Source organism: Nonomuraea guangzhouensis (assembly GCF_019396345.1).
Lineage (GTDB): Bacteria > Actinomycetota > Actinomycetes > Streptosporangiales > Streptosporangiaceae > Nonomuraea > Nonomuraea guangzhouensis.
On record NZ_JAHKRM010000001.1, the window covers coordinates 139,661 to 157,206 of the forward strand.

The following is a 17,546-nucleotide window of genomic DNA, read 5'->3' on the forward strand; positions in this document are numbered from 1 at the left end:
AGAGCACCCGACTTCCAGGCAAAACGGGCACATCGCTGCAAACATACCCGTAGCGAGTGTGTGCTGTTGGTTATCGAAGTGCCGCAAGCACCTGATCACGGACCTGAGTCCGCTGCGCACCGTCGCTGAGGGGCCGTCCGGCACGATCGACCACGTAGAAGACGTCCACCGCCTCCGCGCCGAGAGTCTCCACGCGAGCGGCCCTCACGTCAAGACCACATTCACCGAATGCCCGTCCAATGCGCCACAGGAGTCCCGGTCTGTCATGGGCCCTGACTTCGACCACGGTGGCGGTCGCGGAGGCATCATCCACCAAGGTCACACGGGGCGGAGCGACCGGAACACGAGCAGGTCTCATAGACCTCGTACGGCGGGCCAGACGCTGTTCGATGTCAAGACGTCCAGCAAGGACCAGACGAAGATCAGCCTCCAGCGTGGCGGGGTCCGGCGGAGTGCCATATTCGGGAATGACGGAGAACTCGATCACCGCGGTGGAGCCGGCGGCGGCGGACGATGCGGAGCGGACGATCAGCCGGTGCGCGGCCAGCACGCCGGCGGCGCTCCACAGCAACCCGGCCCGGTCGGGGGCGACGACCGTGACGGCTCCCCCGACGACGCGGACGGCGCCGCCGCCGTGGCGGGCCAGCGCGGCCTGCTCGGCCGACAGGCTGGGCGGCTTGGGCGGCGGTGAGCCGGACAGCACGGAGCGGACGCGGCGCACGAGGTCGGCGACGAGCCCGGCCTTCCAGGCGTTCCAGGCGGCCGGGCCGGTGGCGTGCCCGTCGGAGACGGCCAGCGCGGCGAGCAGGTCGAGCACCTCACGCGACCCGACCGTGGCGGCGACCTTCTCGATCGTGACCGGATCGTCGAGGTCTCTGCGGGTCGCGGTCTCGGGCAGCAGCAGATGGTGACGGACGACCGTGGCCAGCGTTTCGACGTCTTGCGAGGACAGGCCGATGCGGGCCGCGATGTCGCGGACCACGACCTCGCCGGTGGCCGAGTGGTCACCGGGCCAGCCCTTGCCGATGTCGTGGAACAGTGCCGAGATCAGCAGCAGGTCGGGGCGGGACACCTCGCGGGTGTGGCTGGCGGCGTTCGCGGCCGCCTCGATCAGGTGCCGGTCGACGGTGAACCGGTGGATCGGGTTGCGCTGCGGGCGATGCCGTACGCGCTCCCAGTCAGGAAGCAGCTTGACAAGGATGCCCGCCTGATCGAGCTCCTCCCAGACGGGCACGGCGGCGCGGCCCGCGCCGAGAATGGACACCAGCGCGTCACGAGCCTCCTCGGGCCACGGCACGGGCATCGGAGGAGACTGAGCGGCCAGAACGGACATGGTGGCGGGGGCGAGGGGCAGCCCCGAGTCGGCCGCCGCGGCGGCGGCGCGCAGCACCAGGACCGGGTCCTTGCGCGGGTCGACGCCACGGGCGAGCACCACTTCACCGCCGTGCTCGACCACGCCGTCGGCCAGCGGGCGGCGCCCTCGTGGAGCCGGTCCCGACAGGAGTCTGTCAACCGTGCGCCACGTGGCGTCGAAGGCGTGGGAGATCGTCCGGCCCGCCTCGGCGAGCCTGCGCATCAGCGCCTCGGCGTCGAGCAGCCCGAGCAGCCCGGCGACGGCGTCCTGCTCCTGAAGCACGAGCCTGTCGGTGCCGCGCGCGGTGACGACGTGCAGGGCGTGGCGTACGTCGAGGATGAGCTCATAGGCCTCACGCGCCCGGGGACCGGGCGCGGAGGCGACCCAGGCCGCTGCCACGGCCTGCATGGCTTGGACGTCGCGAAGGCCGCCGCGGCCGTCCTTGAGGTCGGGTTCGAGAAGGAAGGCCAGCTCACCGCTGACCTGGGCGCGCCGGTCCGCGGACTCGCGCAGCTCGCCGAGGCGGCGGCGGGAGTCGGCGCGCCACTCGGCGAGCACCGCCTCCCTGGCCTTCTTCGTCAGCTCGGGATCGCCCGCTATGTGCCTGGCCTGGATGAGGCCCAGCACGGCCTTGAGGTCGTCGCGGGCGACCGACACGGCCTCGTCCACGGTTCGCACCGAATGGTCGAGGCCGACGGCGGAGTCCCAGATCGGATACCAGATGCGATCGGCGATCCTCGCCACGTCGTCCCTGCCGTTGTGCAGGAGGACGAGGTCGAGGTCGCTTCCAGGGGCCAGCTCTCCGCGCCCCAGGCTCCCCACGGCGACCAGCGCGACGTGCTCGCCGTCACTCGCCGTGCGGAAGAGGTCTTTGAGCCAGCGATCGGTGTCCGCGGCCCGCTCCTTGCGGGCCGCGGCGTAGGTACGAGCCTCACCCCTCACAGGGCCTCTGGACCCCGCTCTCCGGTGCGGACCCGGATCACCGTGTCGACCGGGACGGACCACACCTTGCCGTCACCGATCTTGCCTGTCTGGGCCGCCTTGACGATGACGTCGATCACGTCCTCGGCGTCCTCCTCCTCGGTCAGCACCTCGAGGCGCACCTTGGGGACCAGGTCCACTTGGTACTCGGCGCCGCGATAGACCTCGGTGTGGCCGCGCTGGCGGCCGTAGCCGCTCGCCTCGCTGACCGTCATGCCTTTGACGCCGAACTGTTCGAGGGCCGCCTTCACATCGTCCAGCTTGAACGGTTTGATGACGGCGGTGATGAGCCTCATGCTTCCACCTTCTTGGGTGCCGGTGCCGTGGTGATCGGGCCGTTCGGGGAGGACACGCCGGAAGCGTGGACCGTGCCGAGGTCGTATCCCGTCTCGGCGTGGGTGGTGACGTCGATGCCGGTGACCTCGTCCTCGACCGGGATGCGGAAGCCCATCGTCTTGTCGATGATCTTAGCGACGACCCAGGTGATGATGAAGGAGTAGCCGCCGATGGCGATCGGGCCCAGCACCTGGAGGCCGAGCTGGGTGAACCCGCCGCCGTAGAAGAGGCCCTTGTTCTGCTGCTCCAGGAAGGGGTACACGGCCAGGAAGCCGAGCGAGACGGCGCCGATCACACCGCCGACCAGGTGCACGCCGACCACGTCGAGCGAGTCGTCGAAGTTGAAGCGGTACTTCAGGCCGACCGCGTAGGCGCAGACCGCACCGGCGATCAGGCCGAGCAGCATCGCGGCCCAGGGGTCGATGAACCCACAGGCGGGGGTGATGGCGACCAGACCGGCGACCGCGCCGGAGGCGACACCGAGGCTGGTGGCGTGGCCGTCGCGCAGCTTCTCCACCACGATCCAGGCGCCGGCCGCGACGGCGGTGGCGATCTGGGTGTTCATGAAGGCCAGGCCGGCCGTGCCGTCGACCGCCAGCTCGGAGCCCGCGTTGAAGCCGAACCAGCCGAACCACAGGAGGCCCACACCGAGCAGCACCAGTGTCAGGTTGTGCGGCCGCATCGGCTCCTTGCGCCACCCCTTACGCTTGCCCAGCACCAGGGCCAGCGCCAGCGCCGCGGCACCGGCGTTGATGTGGACGACCGTGCCGCCGGCGAAGTCCTCGATGCCGAGGGCGTTCAGCCAGCCGGTGCCCCACACCCAGTGGGCGACGGGGAAGTAGACGATGCTCGCCCAGATGAAGCTGAACAGCACCCAGGCGCCGAACTTCGCACGGTCGGCGATCGCACCGCTGATCAACGCGACGGTGATGATGGCGAACGTCAGCTGGAAGGCCGAGAAGACCAGGCTGGGCATGCCGGTGCCGTCGGTCTTCGTGGCCGTGTCGACCAGGCTCTGCAGCCCGAGGGCGTCGAGGCCACCGACGAAGTTGTTGAGCCAGGACATGCTGTTGTCGGTGAACGCGAACGAGTGCCCGTAGAGCACCCAGGCGATGGTGACGGTGATGATGCTGACGAACGACATCATCATCATGTTCAGGACGCTCTTGGCCCTGGTCATGCCCCCGTAGAAGAACGCGAGTCCTGGTGTCATGAGCAGCACCAGCGCGGTGGCCGCTAGCATCCAGGCTGTCGTGCCGCTATCGATCTTCACGACGCGACCCTCCTTACATGTGACGTGTGGCCACAGCGTGTTCGCCCGGCGTTTCGTGGCTCGACCGGGTGTGTTTCACATTCGTGAATCTCGCTCTACTGGTGTTTCGTACATGTTTCGGGCGTCTGGCGGCGAGCATTCGGGCCATAGACTTAGGGTCGCCTTACCTAAGAGATCAAGGAATCTTTCATGCGCCTGGCCCTCTTGCTCCCCCTCCTCGTGCTCACCGCCTGCGGCACCGCGACCACTTCCCAGCAGGCGGGTCCGACCAGGACCATCACGCACGCCATGGGCCAGACGAAGGTGCCAATGGAGCCGAAGCGAGTCGTGGTCCTCGACACCGACAAGCTCGACACGATGGTCTCGCTGGGCCTGGCCCCCGTCGGCGCCGCCCAGGCCACCGAGAGCCAGTCGTGGCCGAAGTACCTCGGCTCGGCGCTGGCCGCGACCAAGGCGGTCGGCACGACCCAGCAGCCGAACATCGAGGCCATCATGGCGCTCAAGCCGGACCTCATCCTCGGCACGAAGTTCCGGCAGGCGGCCTTCTACGACAAGCTCAGCAAGATCGCCCCGACCGTGTTCACGGAGAAGGTGGGCGTCACCTGGAAGCAGAACTTCCTGCTCGACGCCGACGCCCTGGGCAAGAAGGACCAGGCGACCGGGCTGCTGTCGGCCTATGAGACGCGGGCCAAGCAGGTCGGGGCCAAGTACGCGAAGCTGAAGGTGAGCATCGTCCGCTTCATGCCGACGGAGATCCGGATGTACGGCCCCGAGTCGTTCAGCGGCATCGTGGTCGGCGACGCCGGCATCCCGCGGCCGGAGGCGCAGCAGCTGGCCACCCAGCAGGACAAGCGCTTCGGCAAGCTGAGCCAGGAGAACATCGCCCAGGCCGACGCCGACGCCCTCTTCTACAGCGCGTACGGCCAGGCGGCGGCCAAGAGCCAGGCGTCGGTGACCGGAGGCCCGCTCTGGAAGAACCTCGGGGCGGTCAAGTCGGGCAATGCCCACAACGTGGACGACGAGGTCTGGATGCTCGGCATCGGCGTCACCGCCGCCGGCGGCATCCTCGACGACCTGGACAAATACCTGGCCCCGCTCGTCTGATCAGCCCCAGAACCGGCGCAGGTGCGGCACGAGCTCACCGGCCCGCTCATCGGGAAAGAACAGCCGCCCGCCCTCGATCTCCACGACCTCCTTGACGCCGGGGATCGTGTCGCGCAGCCAGTGGGCCCAGCTCACGTCGAAGAAGACGTCGCCGGTCCCCCACACCACCAGCGTCGGCACGGCCAGCACGGTGAGCAGCGGCTCGATCGCGACCATGTCCTTGGCGTCGATCGAGGTCAGCAGCCGCTCGAAGGCACGCGGCCCGTCAGGCTTGTCGAAGATCGGCCGCAGGAAGTGGTCGACCAGGTCCGCCGCGTCGTCGATGCGCTCGTAGCCGTCGCCGAACGCCGTCTGGGCCAGCAGCTCCGGCTGATCCAGCACGGCGGCGGTCAGCGGCGCGAGCTCGCCCCGGGCCGCCAGGTCGACCGTGGGCTGGAACGCCTCCGGGGGCGTGTTGGTGTGCACGTCGCAGTTGGTGAGCGTGAGCGAGCGCAGCCGTCCCGGGTGCCGCACGGCGAAGACCTGCGCCACCGCGCCACCCGTGTCGTTGGCGACGAGGTCGACCTGATCCAGGCCGAGCTCGTCGCAGAGCTCCGCCACCGCCTCGGCCAGCGCGGGGATCGAGAGGTCCTCGCGCGGCGCGCTGCCGCCGTGCAGGGGCAGGTCGATCGCCACGCATCTGCGCTCGTCGCGCAGCTCGGCGATGACGTTGCGCCACAGGTACGAACTGGTGCCGACGCCGTGCACGAACAAGGCGACCGGCCCCTCGCCGACGTCCACGTAACTGATGCCGTCCATGGTCTGACTCCTTCTTCCGGATTACAAACCGACTGTCGGTCTACGAAATTACCGACTGACTGTCGGTTTGTCTAGAGTGGTGCCATGAACCTCAAGGCGGAACGCGGCGCGGCCACCCGCGACCAGCTCCTCGCGATCGCCACGCGGCTGTTCGCCGAACACGGCTACGAGGGCACCTCGATCGAGGCGGTGCTCCAGGAATCCGGCCTCAGCAGAGGCGCTCTCTACCACCACTACGCGGGCAAGGACGCCCTGTTCGAGGCGGTGCTGGAAGCGAAGGAGGCGGCCATCGGCCGCGACATCCTCAAAGCGGTCAAGGGCCTCGACGACCCCGCCGAGATCCTCCGGACCGGCGCACTGGCCTGGATCAGGCTCGCGGGCGACCCCGTGATCCAGCGCATCGTGCTGATCGACGCGCCGTCGGTGCTGGGCTGGCAGCAGTGGCGGGCGCTGGAGGAGCGCTACTCGTTCGGCAGCCTGAAGCTCGCCCTACAGGCCACGGACGCGGTCCCCGCCGAGTTCCTGGACCTGCACGCCCACATGCTCCTGGCCGCCATCAACGAGAGCGCCCTGCTGGTCGCCAGAGGCGGCGACCGAGACACAGCGGAGGCGGCGGTGGAGGAATTCCTCAGGCGCCTCCTGCGACGCCCGTAGAGAGCACGACGTCCGGCTCAATCCACGGACCGGGGCCAAGAATGCGCACGTCACGGCGCCCAGCCCGCTCCACCGGAGGAGCGTGCCCCTGGACAGACGCCAGCTGAACACGGTGGGTGGCGCCCACCGTGCTCAGCCGTAAAAGAAAATGGTTGTTATGCCGCCGCGGTGGCCATCTTGCGCAGGCGAGCCAGCGCGTCGCGCTCGATACGGCGAGCCCGGTCGCGACCGATCCCGTACCGCTCGCCCACCTCAGTGAGCGTGTGCTCGCGGCCGTCCACCAGCCCATACCGCCACCGCAGCATGTCCCGGGTGTCCCCCTCGAGATCCGTCAGCCACTGGTCGAGCCGTTCGCGCTCCAGGATGTCGATCGCCTGCTGCTCCGGATCGGCCCAGGTCTCGTCGGCGATCATGTCGCCCAGCTCGGTCTCGTCCTCGTCGCCCACGCCGAGCTGCAGCGACACCGGGTCGGACGCCCAGCGGCGGAGCTCGCGGACCCGCTCGATCGGCAGCTCCAGGATCCCGGCGAGGTCGTCGTCGGTCGGCTCGACGTCGAACTCCGCCAGCATGTCCCTGCGCACCCGCATCAGCCGGGTCATCTGCTCACCCGCGTGCGTGGGCAGCCGCACCGGCCGCGCCTGCTCGTGGATGGCCCGGCCCACGGACTGCCTGATCCACCACGTGGCGTAGGTCGAGAACTTGTACCCCCGCTTGTAGTCGAACTTCTCCACCGCGCGTACCAGGCCCAGGTTCCCCTCCTGGACCAGGTCGATCAGTGGCATGCCGCGCCCTGAGTATTTGCGCGCGACCGCTACCACCAGGCGCAGGTTCGCCTGGATGAACTCGTCTTTCGCCCGCTGGCCGGAGATCGCGACGCGCTCCAGCTCCTCATCGGCGGCGTCGCCGATCCGCGGCTCCGAGCCCCCGCTGTCGAGCAGCTGCTCGGCGAAGAGGCCCGCCTCGATGCGCTTGGCGAGCTCCACCTCTTCCTCCGCCGTGAGCAGCGGGACCCGCCCGATTTCCGCCAGGTAGGTCCCCAGCAGATCGCGATCAGCGACGTGCTGCTCCTGCGTGCGACTCCCCGTAGGCCTTGCCATCCCCAGGCACCTCGTTCCGCAGCTGCGTTCTATATCCGGCCAACGTCCGGCCAGATGCAAAGATTCCCTAAAGAGCTACGACCAGGGGACGGTTCTGGATGTCCTCCTAAAGGAGGAGACCGCCAAGAAACACCTGGTGAACGAGGGGAACACCGGGTCGATAGGCCAGATGCACGTAAGAGGGGGCGTCCAGCACGACGAGGTCCGCGCGGGCTCCCGGCCGCAGCCATCCTACGTCTGTCCGCCGTAGCGCGCGGGCCCCACCGAGCGTCGCCGCCCTGACCGCCTCCAGCGGCGTCATGCCCATCTCCCGTACGGCCAGCGCCACGCAGAACGCCATCGACGAGGTGTACGACGAGCCGGGATTGCAGTCGGTGGCCAGCGCGACCACCGCCCCCGCGTCGAGCAGCCGCCGGGCGTCGGGGTACGGCGACCGGGTGGAGAACTCGGCCCCGGGCAGCAGCGTCGCGACGGTACCCGAGGCGGCGAGCGCGTCGACGTCGGCATCGGACAGGTGGGTGCAGTGGTCGGCCGAGGCGGCGCCCAGCTCGCAGGCGATCCGGACACCCGGCCCCTCACTCAGCTGGTTGGCGTGCACCCGGGCCTGCAGCCCGGCCTTGATCCCGGCCTCCAGCACCGCCCTGGTCTGGTCGCCGTCGAAGGCGCCGCGCTCGCAGAAGGCGTCCACCCATTTGGCGTACGGCGCGCACGCCTGGAGCATCTCGCCCGTGACGAGCCGCACGTAGTCGTCGGCCGCCATGCCCGAGGGCACCACGTGCGCCCCGAGGTAGGTGGTCTCGTCGGTCAGCCCGGTGGCGATCTCCAGCGAGCGGCGTTCGTCCTCGACGGTCAGCCCGTAGCCGCTCTTGATCTCCACGGTCGTGGTGCCCTGCGCCCGCATCTCGGCGACCAGGGCGGCGGCTCCCGTCGCCAGCTCCGCGTCGGAGGCCGCCCGGGTGGCGGCGACCGTGGTCCTGATTCCGCCACCGGTGTAGGGCACCCCGGACATGCGCGCCTGGAACTCGGCCGTCCGGTCACCGGCGAACACCAGGTGCGCGTGACTGTCCACGAACCCCGGGATCACCGCCCGGCCCCGGACGTCCACCCGCTCGTCGGCGTCCGGCGCCCGACCCGCCGGTCCCACCCAGGCGACCAGGCCGTCCTCGGCGACCAGCGCCGCGTCCTCGATCTCCGCACACTCCGGATCCCCGGTGTAGAGCAGCTTGATCCCGTCGAACAGCACAGTGGTCATCGAACCCGTCCAATCGCCTCGGTCAGCATGGCGCCCACGTCTCCCAGCGTGTGCCGTCCCTCCGACACGACGCACCGGCCACCTGAGATGACCGAGTGCACGTCGGCCGCCGTCGCCGCGAACACCACCGCCTCCAGCCCGCCCGTGCCCGCCGTACGGACCGAGTCGAGGCGTACCGACACCAGGTCGGCCCACGCGCCCGGCACGAGCAGCCCGGCGTCGGGGAAGCCCAGCGAGGTGTGGCCCGCGCCGGCCGCGGCGGTCAGGAGCTCGGCGGCGCGCCAATGGCCGCGTTCGCCGGTGGCCAGCCGTTCGTCCAGCTCGACCGCGCGGGCCTCCTCGAACAGGTCGATGACGGCATGGCTGTCGGAGCCGAGCGTGATCGGCGCGCCGTGGTCGAACAGCGTCCTGGCGGGCCCGATGCCGTCGGCGAGGTCGCGTTCGGTGGTGGGGCACATGCAGATGTGCGTGCCCGACTGGGCGAGCAGCTCGATGTCGACGTCGCTCAGGTGGGTGGCGTGCACGGCGGTGGACCGCGGCCCGAGCACGCCCCGCTCGTGCAGCACCTGCACCGGGCTGGCCGCGTACATCTCCACGCACGCGGCGTTCTCCGCCCGCTGCTCGGAGACGTGCGCGTGCAGCGGCGCGGCATGATGGTGGGAGAACTCGGCGATCACCGGCATCTGCTCCGGCGGCACGGCCCGCACCGAGTGGACGGCCGCGCCGATCTCCACGTCGTGCTGCCCCTCGTAGGCGGCGGCCAGGTCGCCGGCGCGGTTCGCCCACCGGTCGGCGTCGCCGTCCCCGAACCGCACCTGCGTCCCCGCCAGGTGCGTGTGGCCACCGTTCCCGGCCGCCGTGCCCATGCCGATGCCGCCCGTCAGGTAGCAGGTGTCGAGCAGCGCGATGCGCAGGCCCGCCTCGCGGGCGGCCTGGATGAGCGCGTGGCCCATCGCGTTCGCGTCCTCGTACGCCCGTCCGTCCGGCGCGTGGTGCAGATAGTGGAACTCGCCCACGCAGGTGATCCCGGCCAGCGCCATCTCCGCGTAGGCGGCCCTGGCCAGCGCCAGGTAACTGTCGGGATCGAGCGCCGCGGCCACCTCGTACATCCGGTCGCGCCACGTCCAGAAGTCACCAGAACCCGCCTGCGTGGCCCCGCGCAGCGCCCGGTGGAAGGCGTGGGAGTGGGCGTTGGCCAGACCGGGGATCGTCAGGCCCGCCAGGCGTTCGGCGCCGCCCGGCTCCCCTTGGGTCACGGCGGCGATGCGGGCCCCGTCGACCTCGACGAGCACGCTGTCGACGACGCCGTCGGGCAGCCAGGCGTGTTCGCACCAGTAGGTCACCGACACAGGTCCTCCAGAACGTTCGCGAGGGCGAATCCCGCTTCGCAGTCTGCCTGCTCAGACTGCTCATCACCGTGGTGGGACACGGCAGTGAATGGATCCATTCAGTTGACCGGACCCGCGCTGGGCCGCAGCACGAGCTCGGTCAGGTGGGCGTCGGGTCCGGCGTTGACGGCGGCCAGCACCGCGCGGGCCACGGACTCGGGTGTGAGGTACTTGTCCGGCTCGTACTCGCCGCCCTCCTGCGCACGGACGCCCCGCTGCATGTCGGTGGCCACCCGGCCCGGGTAGACGGTCGTCACCCTGAGATCCGTCTCCTCCTGGCGCAGCGCGTCGGCGAAGGCCCGCAGCGCGAACTTGCTCGCCGCGTAGGCGCCCCAGCCGGGGTTCGCCCGGAGCCCGGCGCCGGAGTTGACGCAGATCACCTGACCGCCGGCCGGCCTGAGCGCGGGCAGGAGCAGCCGGGTGAGCTCGGCGACGGCGATCACGTTGAGCTCCATCGTGTTCCGCCACGCGTCGGCGGGGAGTTCCGCGATCGTGCCGAGCGTGCCGATCCCGGCGCTGTGCACGAGCAGGTCGAGCCGCTCGACGTCCGCCACGTCGGCCGCGGTGACCTGGGTCAGTTCGACCGGCCATGCCCTGGCGTCGGGCAGCTCGGCCGCCAGAGCGGCGAGCGCGTCGCCGTCGCGGCCGCCGAGTATGACGTGGTGCGTGGGCGCCAGCGCCCTGGCGATCGCCTCGCCGATGCCACGAGATGCGCCGGTGACCAGCGCGGTCGGTCGTTCAGTCATGCGCCTCAGTTTATGACCTTGACAGGCATTCAAATTTGAATACAAACTTGAATATGTCTTCGACTCGGGTTCTCATCCTCGGTTGCCTGCTCGATCAGCCGCGCAACGGATATCAGGTCCGCAGGCAGCTGGAGGTGATGGGCGCGGAGCAATGGGCCAACGTGGCGTTCGGCTCGATCTACCACGGGCTGGGCAAGATGGCCGAAGAGGGTCTTCTTGAGGTGGTCGAGAGCGGCAAGGGCGGAAAGACCCTCTACGAGATCACCGAGGCGGGCCGGCTGGAGTTCCGTCGTCTGTTGCTGCAGAACTGGTACGACGTCAAGCCGATCGTCGACCCCTTCCAGGTCGCGCTCACGTTCATGGACCGCCTGACCAAACAGGAGATCCTCGACTCGCTCCACGGCAGGATCCGCCAGCTCAAGATGTCCATCGAGGCATTGGAGAGCGCCTTCGGCGTCAAGCAGCGCTACGGCGCCCCCCGGCACGTGGACGAGAACCTCCGCCTGACCACGGACATGCTCGCCGCCCAGCTCGCCTGGGCCGAGAAGGCCGTCATCAGGGTCGAAGCAGACGAACTTCCCTAAGGAGCCCACAAATGATCATTGACGCACATGGCTTACGCAAGACGTTCACCACCAGGAGCAGGAAGGGCACGCAGACCGTGGAAGCGGTCCGGGGCGTCAACCTCCAGGTGGAGAAGGGCGAGATCTTCGGCGTCCTCGGCCCGAACGGCGCCGGCAAGACCACCACGATCAGAATGCTCGCCACGCTGATCACGCCCGACTCCGGCACGGCCGCCATCGCCGGGCACGACCTGCTCAAGGCGCCCGGCGCCGTCCGCCGCAACCTGGGCTACGTCAGCCAGGTCGGCGGGGTGGAGGAGAACACCACGCCGCGGGCCCAGATCATGATGGCCGCGAAGATCCACAGCGTGTCCGACCCGGCCGGGGCCACGGCCGACGTGCTCGACCGGTTCGACCTGACGGAGATGGCCGACCGGCCGGGCCGCACCCTGTCCGGCGGCCAGAAGCGGCGGGTGGCCATCGCGCTCGGGCTGGTGCACGGCCCGCCCCTGCTCTTCCTCGACGAGCCAACCACCGGGCTCGACCCCCAGAACCGGGCCAACCTCTGGGACCGCATCAGGCAGCTGCGCGAGCTCGGCACCAGCGTGCTGCTCAGCACCCACTACCTCGACGAGGCCGACGCCCTGTGCGACCGGCTGGTGATCGTCGATCACGGCCTGGTGGTGGCCGAGGGCACGCCGGGCGAGCTCAAGCGCGAGGTCTCCGGCGACGTCGTCACACTCAGGCTGGACGAGCCGGACCGCGCCGCCGAGACGCTCAAGCCGTACGCGCGGGAGACCCGCGTCGACGACGACGTGCTGCGCGTCTACGTCGACGACGGCGAGCACACGCTGCCCACGCTGCTGCGGGCGCTGGAGGAGCAGGGCCTCACCCTGTCCTCGATCGCGCTCGACCGCGCCACCCTCGACGACGTCTTCCTGGCCAAGACCGGCCGATCCCTTCGCGACGCTGGAGCCGCCGCATGATCCGCCACACCCTGCTGTTCCTGATGTACGAGCTGCGCAACACCTTCAGGAACCCGATCTGGCCGCTGTTCGGCATCGTCCAGCCGGTGGTGTACCTGCTGCTGTTCGGCCCGCTGGTGGCGGGAGCCGCCGGGCAGCCCACCTCCGCGCAGCTCACCAGCTTCGCGCCGGGCATGCTGGTGATCACCGCGCTGTTCGGGGCGATCGGCGTCGGCTACGGCATGATCTACGAGCTGCGCAGCGGCGTCCTCGAACGCATCGCCGTCAGTCCCGCCTGGCGCCCGTCGATCGTGCTTGGCCGCACGCTCCGCGACGGGGTCGTGCTGGTCCTCCAGTCGATCGTGGTGATCGTGATCGCGCTGGTCATGGGCATGCGCGCCAGCCTGCCGGGGCTCGCCATCATGGTGCTGCTCATCGCGGTGACCGGCCTGTTCTCCTCCGGCATCGGATACGGCCTGGCGCTGTCGCTGCGGGACGAGAACGGCATGGCGCAGATCATGCAGTTCTTCGCCCTGCCCATCATGCTGCTGTCGGGGGCGCTGCTGCCGATGACCCTGGCACCGGAGTGGATGCAGAAGGTGGCCCTGTTCAACCCGATGTACCACCCGGTGGTGGCCGGCCGGGCGCTGTTCGCGGGCGATCTGACCGACGGGTCGATCCCGATCGCGTTCGCCATCATGCTGGGCCTGGCCGCGCTGACCGTGGGCTGGTCGGTGCGCTCGCTACGCCGGATCGCCGGTTAGGAACGTACCGGTCTCGTCGGTCATCCGCTCGTACTCCTCCAGCCGGGCCTGGGTGCGCAGCGGCGCGGCGTCGGCCATGGCCTCGACCAGCGCCATGGCCAGCGCGAGCGGCGCCGCGTGCGAGTCGAACACGAGCCGGTCCCCCACCGGCGCGTCGAGCACCACCTCGGCGGGGAAATCGGCTCTGTCGCAGATGGCCGCGATCCGCAGGCCCAGCTTCTCCGCGTACTCCAGGGCCTGCATGACCTCGGCCGGATATCTCGGCAGCACCACGGCGAGCAGCCATTCCGCGCCGGCCCGGCGCACGGCGTGCAGCCCGTCGATCAGCTCCGAGCCGCCGCGCGACAGCAGCCGTACGTCGGGATGGATCCGGCGCGCGTAGTAGGCGAAGGTGGTGGCCAGCCCGCAGGAGACCCGGAGCCCCAGCACCGGGAGCGGCTCGGCGGCGGCCAGGGACTCCCCCAGCTCCTTGAGCGGGAAGCCCGCCAGCCGCTCCCTGACGGCGGCCAGGTTCCTGATCTCGCTGTCGATGGCGCCCTGGAGCAGGCTCTCCTCCGGCAGGCCGCCCAGCACCAGGGGACGCAGCGCCTGCCGCAGCTCGGGGTAGCCGGCGAAGCCGAGCACCATGGCGAACCTGGTCACGGACGGCTGGCTCACCCCTGACCGCTCGGCCAGCTCGACGCTGGACAGGAAGATCGCCTCGTCGAGATGCTCGGACAGGTAGTGCGCGATCCGTCGCTGCACGGGAGACAGCCGCCGCCCGTCGAGAAGCCCGCCAAGACCGCTGTGGTATCCGCCCGTCACGCCACCTCCAACACCACCCGCCCCGCTTCTCATCCCACCTGAATGAACGCATTCATCTATGTCACTCGCAGAGCACTAGCTCACCAGGAACTGGGTCGCGGCCAGTTCGCGATAAAGGTCGTCCTCCCCCACCAGCTCGGCATGGGTGCCGACCGCGCGCACCCCGCCCGCCTCCATGACCACGATGCGGTCCGCGTTGGTCACCGTGGACAGCCGGTGCGCGATGACCAGCACGGTCGTCTCGGCGGCCACCTCGGCGATGACCTCGCGCAGCCGGAGCTCGTTGACCGCGTCGAGCTGGGAGGTCGCCTCGTCCAGCAGGAGCAGCCTGGGCTTGCGCAGCAGCGCCCTGGCGATCGCCACCCGCTGCCGCTCGCCGCCCGACAGCAGCACGCCCCGGTGCCCGACGGCCGTGTCGAGCCCCTCGGGCAGCCTGGACACCAGGTCGTCGAGACGCGTACGGACGATCGCCCGCCGCAACTCCTCCTCGGTGGCGTCCTGAGCCGCGAAGAGCAGGTTCTCCCTGAGCGTGCCCGCCAGCACGGGCGCGTCCTGCTCGACATAGCCGAGCGTGGCCCGCAACTCGGCGAGCGGCCAGTCGCGGATGTCGCGGCCGTCGACCGTGATCCGGCCGTCCTGGTGCTCGTAGAACCGTTCCAGCAGGGCGAACACCGTCGACTTGCCCGCGCCCGACGGCCCCACGAGCGCGGTCAGCCCGCCGGGCGGCACCTCGAAGCTGACCCCGTCGTGCACGGTCGGCCGGTCGTCCCCATAACGGAACACCACGTCCTCGAACCGCACCCCCACCGGGTCGCCGGCGCCGACAGTCACCGGAACCGTGGCACCGACGGGCTCGGCGGGCAGGTCCTCGATCTCCTTGATCCGCTTCATCGCCGCCAGGCCCTGCTGGAGCTGCACCAGCCCCTCGACGATCTGCCCGATGGGCGCCACCAGGTAGAACAGGTACAGCAGGAACGCGATCAGCGACGAGACCTCCAGCGCGCCGGAGGCGACCCGCGACCCGCCGACGGCCAGCACGCACAGGAAGGCGATCTGCACCGCCATCCAGGTCGCCACCCCGGCCAGCGAGGTCCACCCGGCCACCTGCAGCCCCCGGTCGCGAGCACGCTCGGCGGCGCCGGCGACGACCGCGATCTCGCGCTCCTCCGCGCCGCTGGCCTTGACCGTGCGGTACGCCTGGAGCGCCCGGTCGAGCACGGCGCCCATCTCGCCGACGGCCTCCTGAGCCTGCTTCTGCGCCCGCTGGATCCGGGGCATCACCAGCCCGGTCAGCCCGCCGATCACCACCACCACGAGCAGCGTGACCAGCAGCAGCACGCCGTCCATGGTCGCCATCATGACGATCGCGCCGGCCAGCATGAACACCGAACCGATCGAGTTCACGATCCCGTTGGTCAGTACGGCCCGCAGCAGCGTCGTGTCACCGGTCACCCGCGACAGCAGGTCGCCGGGCTTGAGCCGGTCCACGTCGGCGACCTTGAGCCGGAACATCCGATCGACGAGCCGGCGCCGCGCGCCCAGCACGATGCCCTCGCCCGTGCGCTCCATCAGATACGTGCCCAGCGCCGAGACCACCGCGCCGACCAGCACCGCCACGGTCAGCCCGAGTAACGGCCCGGCCATCGACCTGTTCTGGCCGAAGGCGTCCACCACGTACTTGGCCAGCAACGGCATCGCCAGACCGGCCGCCGAGCCGACCAGACCCAGCAACCCACCGAGGATCAAGATCCTCCGGTGCGGGCGTATGTAGGCGAGCAGCTCTCTGATCACCATGTTCTCCTCTCGCGATATATCCCGACATCCCAACGAACGGCGGATCGGATTCCGCACCCGTCAACCTAGATTGACGACCAAAGTATGTCAACTTTGATTGACCTCTCATTCTTTGGGAGGAGAGACACATCCATTCGCGGAGCGGCGACGAATAGGCCGTCGAGGAACCCGGCCGGAACCTCTCGATCACGATCAGCATCTCGATCAGCCCTCTCGAAAGGACCGAACATGGAGCTCCGGATCAACCGGCGCGCTCTAGTCGGACTGGGCGTCGCGGCGGCGTTGACCGCCTCCTCGTTCGCCCTGCTTCGTACCGACTCCGGCACCGCTTCCTCGCACCGCGAGGCGCCGATGATCGCGGGGGACCCGCGTAACGACAACACTGACGTGTACGCGTTCGTCAGCCCGGACAAAGCCGACACGGTGACGCTGCTCTCCAACTGGATCCCGTTCCAGGAACCGCAGGGCGGCCCGAACTTCTACACGTTCGACACCAAGTCCCGCTACAACATCAAGATCGACAACGATGGCGACGCCAAGCCCGACATCGTGTACCAGTGGACGTTCCGCGATGAGGACCGGCGCGGCAACGACACGTTCCTGTACAACAACGGGCCCGTCACCTCGCTGCACGACGAGAACCTGCTCTTCCGCCAGCGCTACACGCTCAAGCGGCTCACCGAGAACGGCAGCAGGACGCTCGTCTCGAACGGCATCGTCGCGCCGAGCAACGTCGGCCCCGCCTCGATGCCCGACTACGGCACGCTGCGCGCCCAGTCCCTGAAGAGCCTCCCGCACGGCGGCAAGGCCTACGCCGGCCAGTCGGATGAGGCGTTCTTCCTGGACCTGCGCGTCTTCGACCTGCTCTACGGCGGCAACCTGACCGAGGTCGGCCAGGACACCACCAAGGGCTACAACGTGAGCACCCTGGCCGTCCAGGTGCCCGCCAGTGACCTGGCGCTCAAGGGCGACGTCAGGCGCAACCCGGTGATCGGCGTCTGGTCGACCACGGACAAGTGGAGCCCGAACGGCTACGCGCAGGTCTCGCGCCTGGGCAACCCGCTGGTCAACGAGGTCGTGGTGCCCGCCGGTCTGAAGGACGCGTTCAACTCGCTGCCCCCGCACAAGGACGCCGACATCCCGCAGGTGGTCAAGCGCGTGACCGACCCCGAGGTGGCCAGGCTGCTGGAGGGCATCTACGGCATCAAGGCGCCCGCGACCCCGCGCGGCGACCTGGTCGAGATCTTCCTGACCGGCATCGCCAAGGGCAACGGGCCGATCAAGGCCGACCTGAACTCGCAGACCCTCAACAAGGACGCCGGCAAGCTGCGGCCCTCCGAGATGCTGCGGCTCAACATGGCGGTCCCGCCGTCCAAGGACCCCAACCGTCTCGGCGTGCTGGCCGGTGACCTGCAGGGCTTCCCGAACGGCCGCCGCCTGTCCGACGACGTCGTGGACATCTCGCTGCAGGCCGTGGCCGGTGCCGCGCTGTCCGGCAAGCTCGTCCCCGGCCTGACGGACAAGGTCGACCAGAACGACAAGCCCTTCTTCCAGTCGTTCCCGTACATCCCGCTGCCCAGCAACGTCGCTGTGAACAAGCGGTGAAGCCCGACCGGCCGGCCTCCTCTCCGGGCCGGCCGGTCCCTCTCCGCGGCGGGCCCGTCTCCCACACT

General features: G+C 69.7%; 16 protein-coding genes. 6 read left to right on the forward strand and 10 right to left on the reverse strand.

The window, feature by feature from the left end; genetic code table 11:
* Window positions 1-70 precede the first annotated feature (70 nt).
* From KME78_RS00625 to KME78_RS00635, 3 genes are read right to left on the reverse strand one after another with little or no spacing between them, the layout of a single operon-like run.
* Window positions 71-2,296, reverse strand: a complete 2,226-nt coding sequence (locus KME78_RS00625; RefSeq protein WP_219526704.1) for a [protein-PII] uridylyltransferase — start codon at window positions 2,294-2,296, stop codon at window positions 71-73.
* Window positions 2,293-2,631 (reverse strand): P-II family nitrogen regulator, encoded by a 339-nt coding sequence (locus tag KME78_RS00630; protein ID WP_184756141.1) that lies wholly within the window; start codon window positions 2,629-2,631, stop codon window positions 2,293-2,295. The genes KME78_RS00625 and KME78_RS00630 overlap by 4 nt, the downstream gene beginning before the upstream one ends.
* Window positions 2,628-3,944, reverse strand: a complete 1,317-nt coding sequence (locus KME78_RS00635) for an ammonium transporter (protein ID WP_219526705.1) — start codon at window positions 3,942-3,944, stop codon at window positions 2,628-2,630. The genes KME78_RS00630 and KME78_RS00635 overlap by 4 nt, the downstream gene beginning before the upstream one ends.
* Before the next feature lie 189 nt (window positions 3,945-4,133).
* Between KME78_RS00635 and KME78_RS00640 the strand changes: the two genes are divergently transcribed.
* The gene (locus KME78_RS00640) at window positions 4,134-5,048 is read left to right on the forward strand and encodes an ABC transporter substrate-binding protein (RefSeq protein WP_219526706.1); all 915 of its coding nucleotides are present in this window, start codon (window positions 4,134-4,136) and stop codon (window positions 5,046-5,048) included.
* On the opposite strand, the gene KME78_RS00645 is transcribed toward KME78_RS00640, so the two are convergent.
* Complete coding sequence (locus KME78_RS00645) at window positions 5,049-5,846, reverse strand: alpha/beta fold hydrolase (protein WP_219526707.1); 798 nt, start codon at window positions 5,844-5,846, stop codon at window positions 5,049-5,051.
* An 84-nt stretch (window positions 5,847-5,930) separates the two neighbouring features.
* On the opposite strand from KME78_RS00645, the gene KME78_RS00650 reads away from it, so the two are divergent.
* Window positions 5,931-6,500: a TetR/AcrR family transcriptional regulator gene (locus tag KME78_RS00650; RefSeq protein WP_219526708.1), complete on the forward strand. Its 570-nt coding sequence runs from the start codon at window positions 5,931-5,933 to the stop codon at window positions 6,498-6,500.
* Between the two features lie 155 nt (window positions 6,501-6,655).
* Here KME78_RS00650 and KME78_RS00655 read toward each other — a convergent pair whose 3' ends face one another.
* The 4 genes from KME78_RS00655 to KME78_RS00670 all read right to left on the reverse strand — a co-directional run bounded on the left by KME78_RS00655 (window position 6,656) and on the right by KME78_RS00670 (window position 10,983).
* A complete protein-coding gene (locus KME78_RS00655; protein ID WP_219526709.1) occupies window positions 6,656-7,597 on the reverse strand; it encodes a sigma-70 family RNA polymerase sigma factor in 942 nt (313 codons plus the stop codon).
* A 106-nt stretch (window positions 7,598-7,703) separates the two neighbouring features.
* Window positions 7,704-8,849 carry an imidazolonepropionase gene (gene hutI, locus KME78_RS00660; RefSeq protein ID WP_219526710.1) on the reverse strand — a complete coding sequence of 382 codons (1,146 nt, stop codon included), beginning with the start codon at window positions 8,847-8,849 and terminating at the stop codon, window positions 7,704-7,706.
* Entirely contained in the window at window positions 8,846-10,198 is a 1,353-nt protein-coding gene (locus KME78_RS00665) for a formimidoylglutamate deiminase (RefSeq protein WP_219526711.1), read from the reverse strand. Before KME78_RS00665 ends, hutI begins: the two co-directional genes overlap by 4 nt.
* 98 nt (window positions 10,199-10,296) lie before the next feature.
* Window positions 10,297-10,983, reverse strand: a complete 687-nt coding sequence (locus KME78_RS00670) for an SDR family oxidoreductase (RefSeq protein ID WP_219526712.1) — start codon at window positions 10,981-10,983, stop codon at window positions 10,297-10,299.
* Window positions 10,984-11,036: 53 nt separating this feature from the next.
* On the opposite strand from KME78_RS00670, the gene KME78_RS00675 reads away from it, so the two are divergent.
* Genes KME78_RS00675 through KME78_RS00685 form a run of 3 tightly spaced genes read left to right on the forward strand, consistent with a single transcriptional unit; the run spans window position 11,037 to window position 13,275 of the window.
* Window positions 11,037-11,567 carry a PadR family transcriptional regulator gene (locus KME78_RS00675; RefSeq protein ID WP_219526713.1) on the forward strand — a complete coding sequence of 177 codons (531 nt, stop codon included), beginning with the start codon at window positions 11,037-11,039 and terminating at the stop codon, window positions 11,565-11,567.
* An 11-nt stretch (window positions 11,568-11,578) separates the two neighbouring features.
* Window positions 11,579-12,532, forward strand: a complete 954-nt coding sequence (locus KME78_RS00680) for an ATP-binding cassette domain-containing protein (protein ID WP_219526714.1) — start codon at window positions 11,579-11,581, stop codon at window positions 12,530-12,532.
* Window positions 12,529-13,275: an ABC transporter permease gene (locus KME78_RS00685; RefSeq protein ID WP_219526715.1), complete on the forward strand. Its 747-nt coding sequence runs from the start codon at window positions 12,529-12,531 to the stop codon at window positions 13,273-13,275. The genes KME78_RS00680 and KME78_RS00685 overlap by 4 nt, the downstream gene beginning before the upstream one ends.
* On the opposite strand, the gene KME78_RS00690 is transcribed toward KME78_RS00685, so the two are convergent.
* A complete protein-coding gene (locus tag KME78_RS00690) occupies window positions 13,255-14,079 on the reverse strand; it encodes a MurR/RpiR family transcriptional regulator (RefSeq protein ID WP_308126752.1) in 825 nt (274 codons plus the stop codon). The genes KME78_RS00685 and KME78_RS00690 overlap by 21 nt on opposite strands.
* Before the next feature lie 75 nt (window positions 14,080-14,154).
* Window positions 14,155-15,873, reverse strand: a complete 1,719-nt coding sequence (locus tag KME78_RS00695; RefSeq protein ID WP_219526717.1) for an ABC transporter ATP-binding protein — start codon at window positions 15,871-15,873, stop codon at window positions 14,155-14,157.
* A gap of 228 nt (window positions 15,874-16,101) precedes the next feature.
* Here KME78_RS00695 and KME78_RS00700 point away from each other — a divergent pair, with 228 nt between their 5' ends.
* Window positions 16,102-17,478 carry a DUF4331 domain-containing protein gene (locus KME78_RS00700; RefSeq protein WP_219526718.1) on the forward strand — a complete coding sequence of 459 codons (1,377 nt, stop codon included), beginning with the start codon at window positions 16,102-16,104 and terminating at the stop codon, window positions 17,476-17,478.
* Window positions 17,479-17,546: the final 68 nt, after the last annotated feature.

What these genes read in the sequence shown, in the direction of transcription:
- KME78_RS00630 (WP_184756141.1), bottom strand. Translation starts at nt 2,631, where the DNA reads ATGAGGCTCATCACCGCCGTCATCAAACCGTTCAAGCTGGACGATGTG.
- KME78_RS00640 (WP_219526706.1), top strand. Translation starts at nt 4,134, where the DNA reads ATGCGCCTGGCCCTCTTGCTCCCCCTCCTCGTGCTCACCGCCTGCGGC.
- KME78_RS00645 (WP_219526707.1), bottom strand. Translation starts at nt 5,846, where the DNA reads ATGGACGGCATCAGTTACGTGGACGTCGGCGAGGGGCCGGTCGCCTTG.
- KME78_RS00650 (WP_219526708.1), top strand. Translation starts at nt 5,931, where the DNA reads ATGAACCTCAAGGCGGAACGCGGCGCGGCCACCCGCGACCAGCTCCTC.
- KME78_RS00655 (WP_219526709.1), bottom strand. Translation starts at nt 7,597, where the DNA reads ATGGCAAGGCCTACGGGGAGTCGCACGCAGGAGCAGCACGTCGCTGAT.
- hutI (WP_219526710.1), bottom strand. Translation starts at nt 8,849, where the DNA reads ATGACCACTGTGCTGTTCGACGGGATCAAGCTGCTCTACACCGGGGAT.
- KME78_RS00670 (WP_219526712.1), bottom strand. Translation starts at nt 10,983, where the DNA reads ATGACTGAACGACCGACCGCGCTGGTCACCGGCGCATCTCGTGGCATC.
- KME78_RS00675 (WP_219526713.1), top strand. Translation starts at nt 11,037, where the DNA reads ATGTCTTCGACTCGGGTTCTCATCCTCGGTTGCCTGCTCGATCAGCCG.
- KME78_RS00680 (WP_219526714.1), top strand. Translation starts at nt 11,579, where the DNA reads ATGATCATTGACGCACATGGCTTACGCAAGACGTTCACCACCAGGAGC.
- KME78_RS00685 (WP_219526715.1), top strand. Translation starts at nt 12,529, where the DNA reads ATGATCCGCCACACCCTGCTGTTCCTGATGTACGAGCTGCGCAACACC.
- KME78_RS00695 (WP_219526717.1), bottom strand. Translation starts at nt 15,873, where the DNA reads ATGGTGATCAGAGAGCTGCTCGCCTACATACGCCCGCACCGGAGGATC.
- KME78_RS00700 (WP_219526718.1), top strand. Translation starts at nt 16,102, where the DNA reads ATGGAGCTCCGGATCAACCGGCGCGCTCTAGTCGGACTGGGCGTCGCG.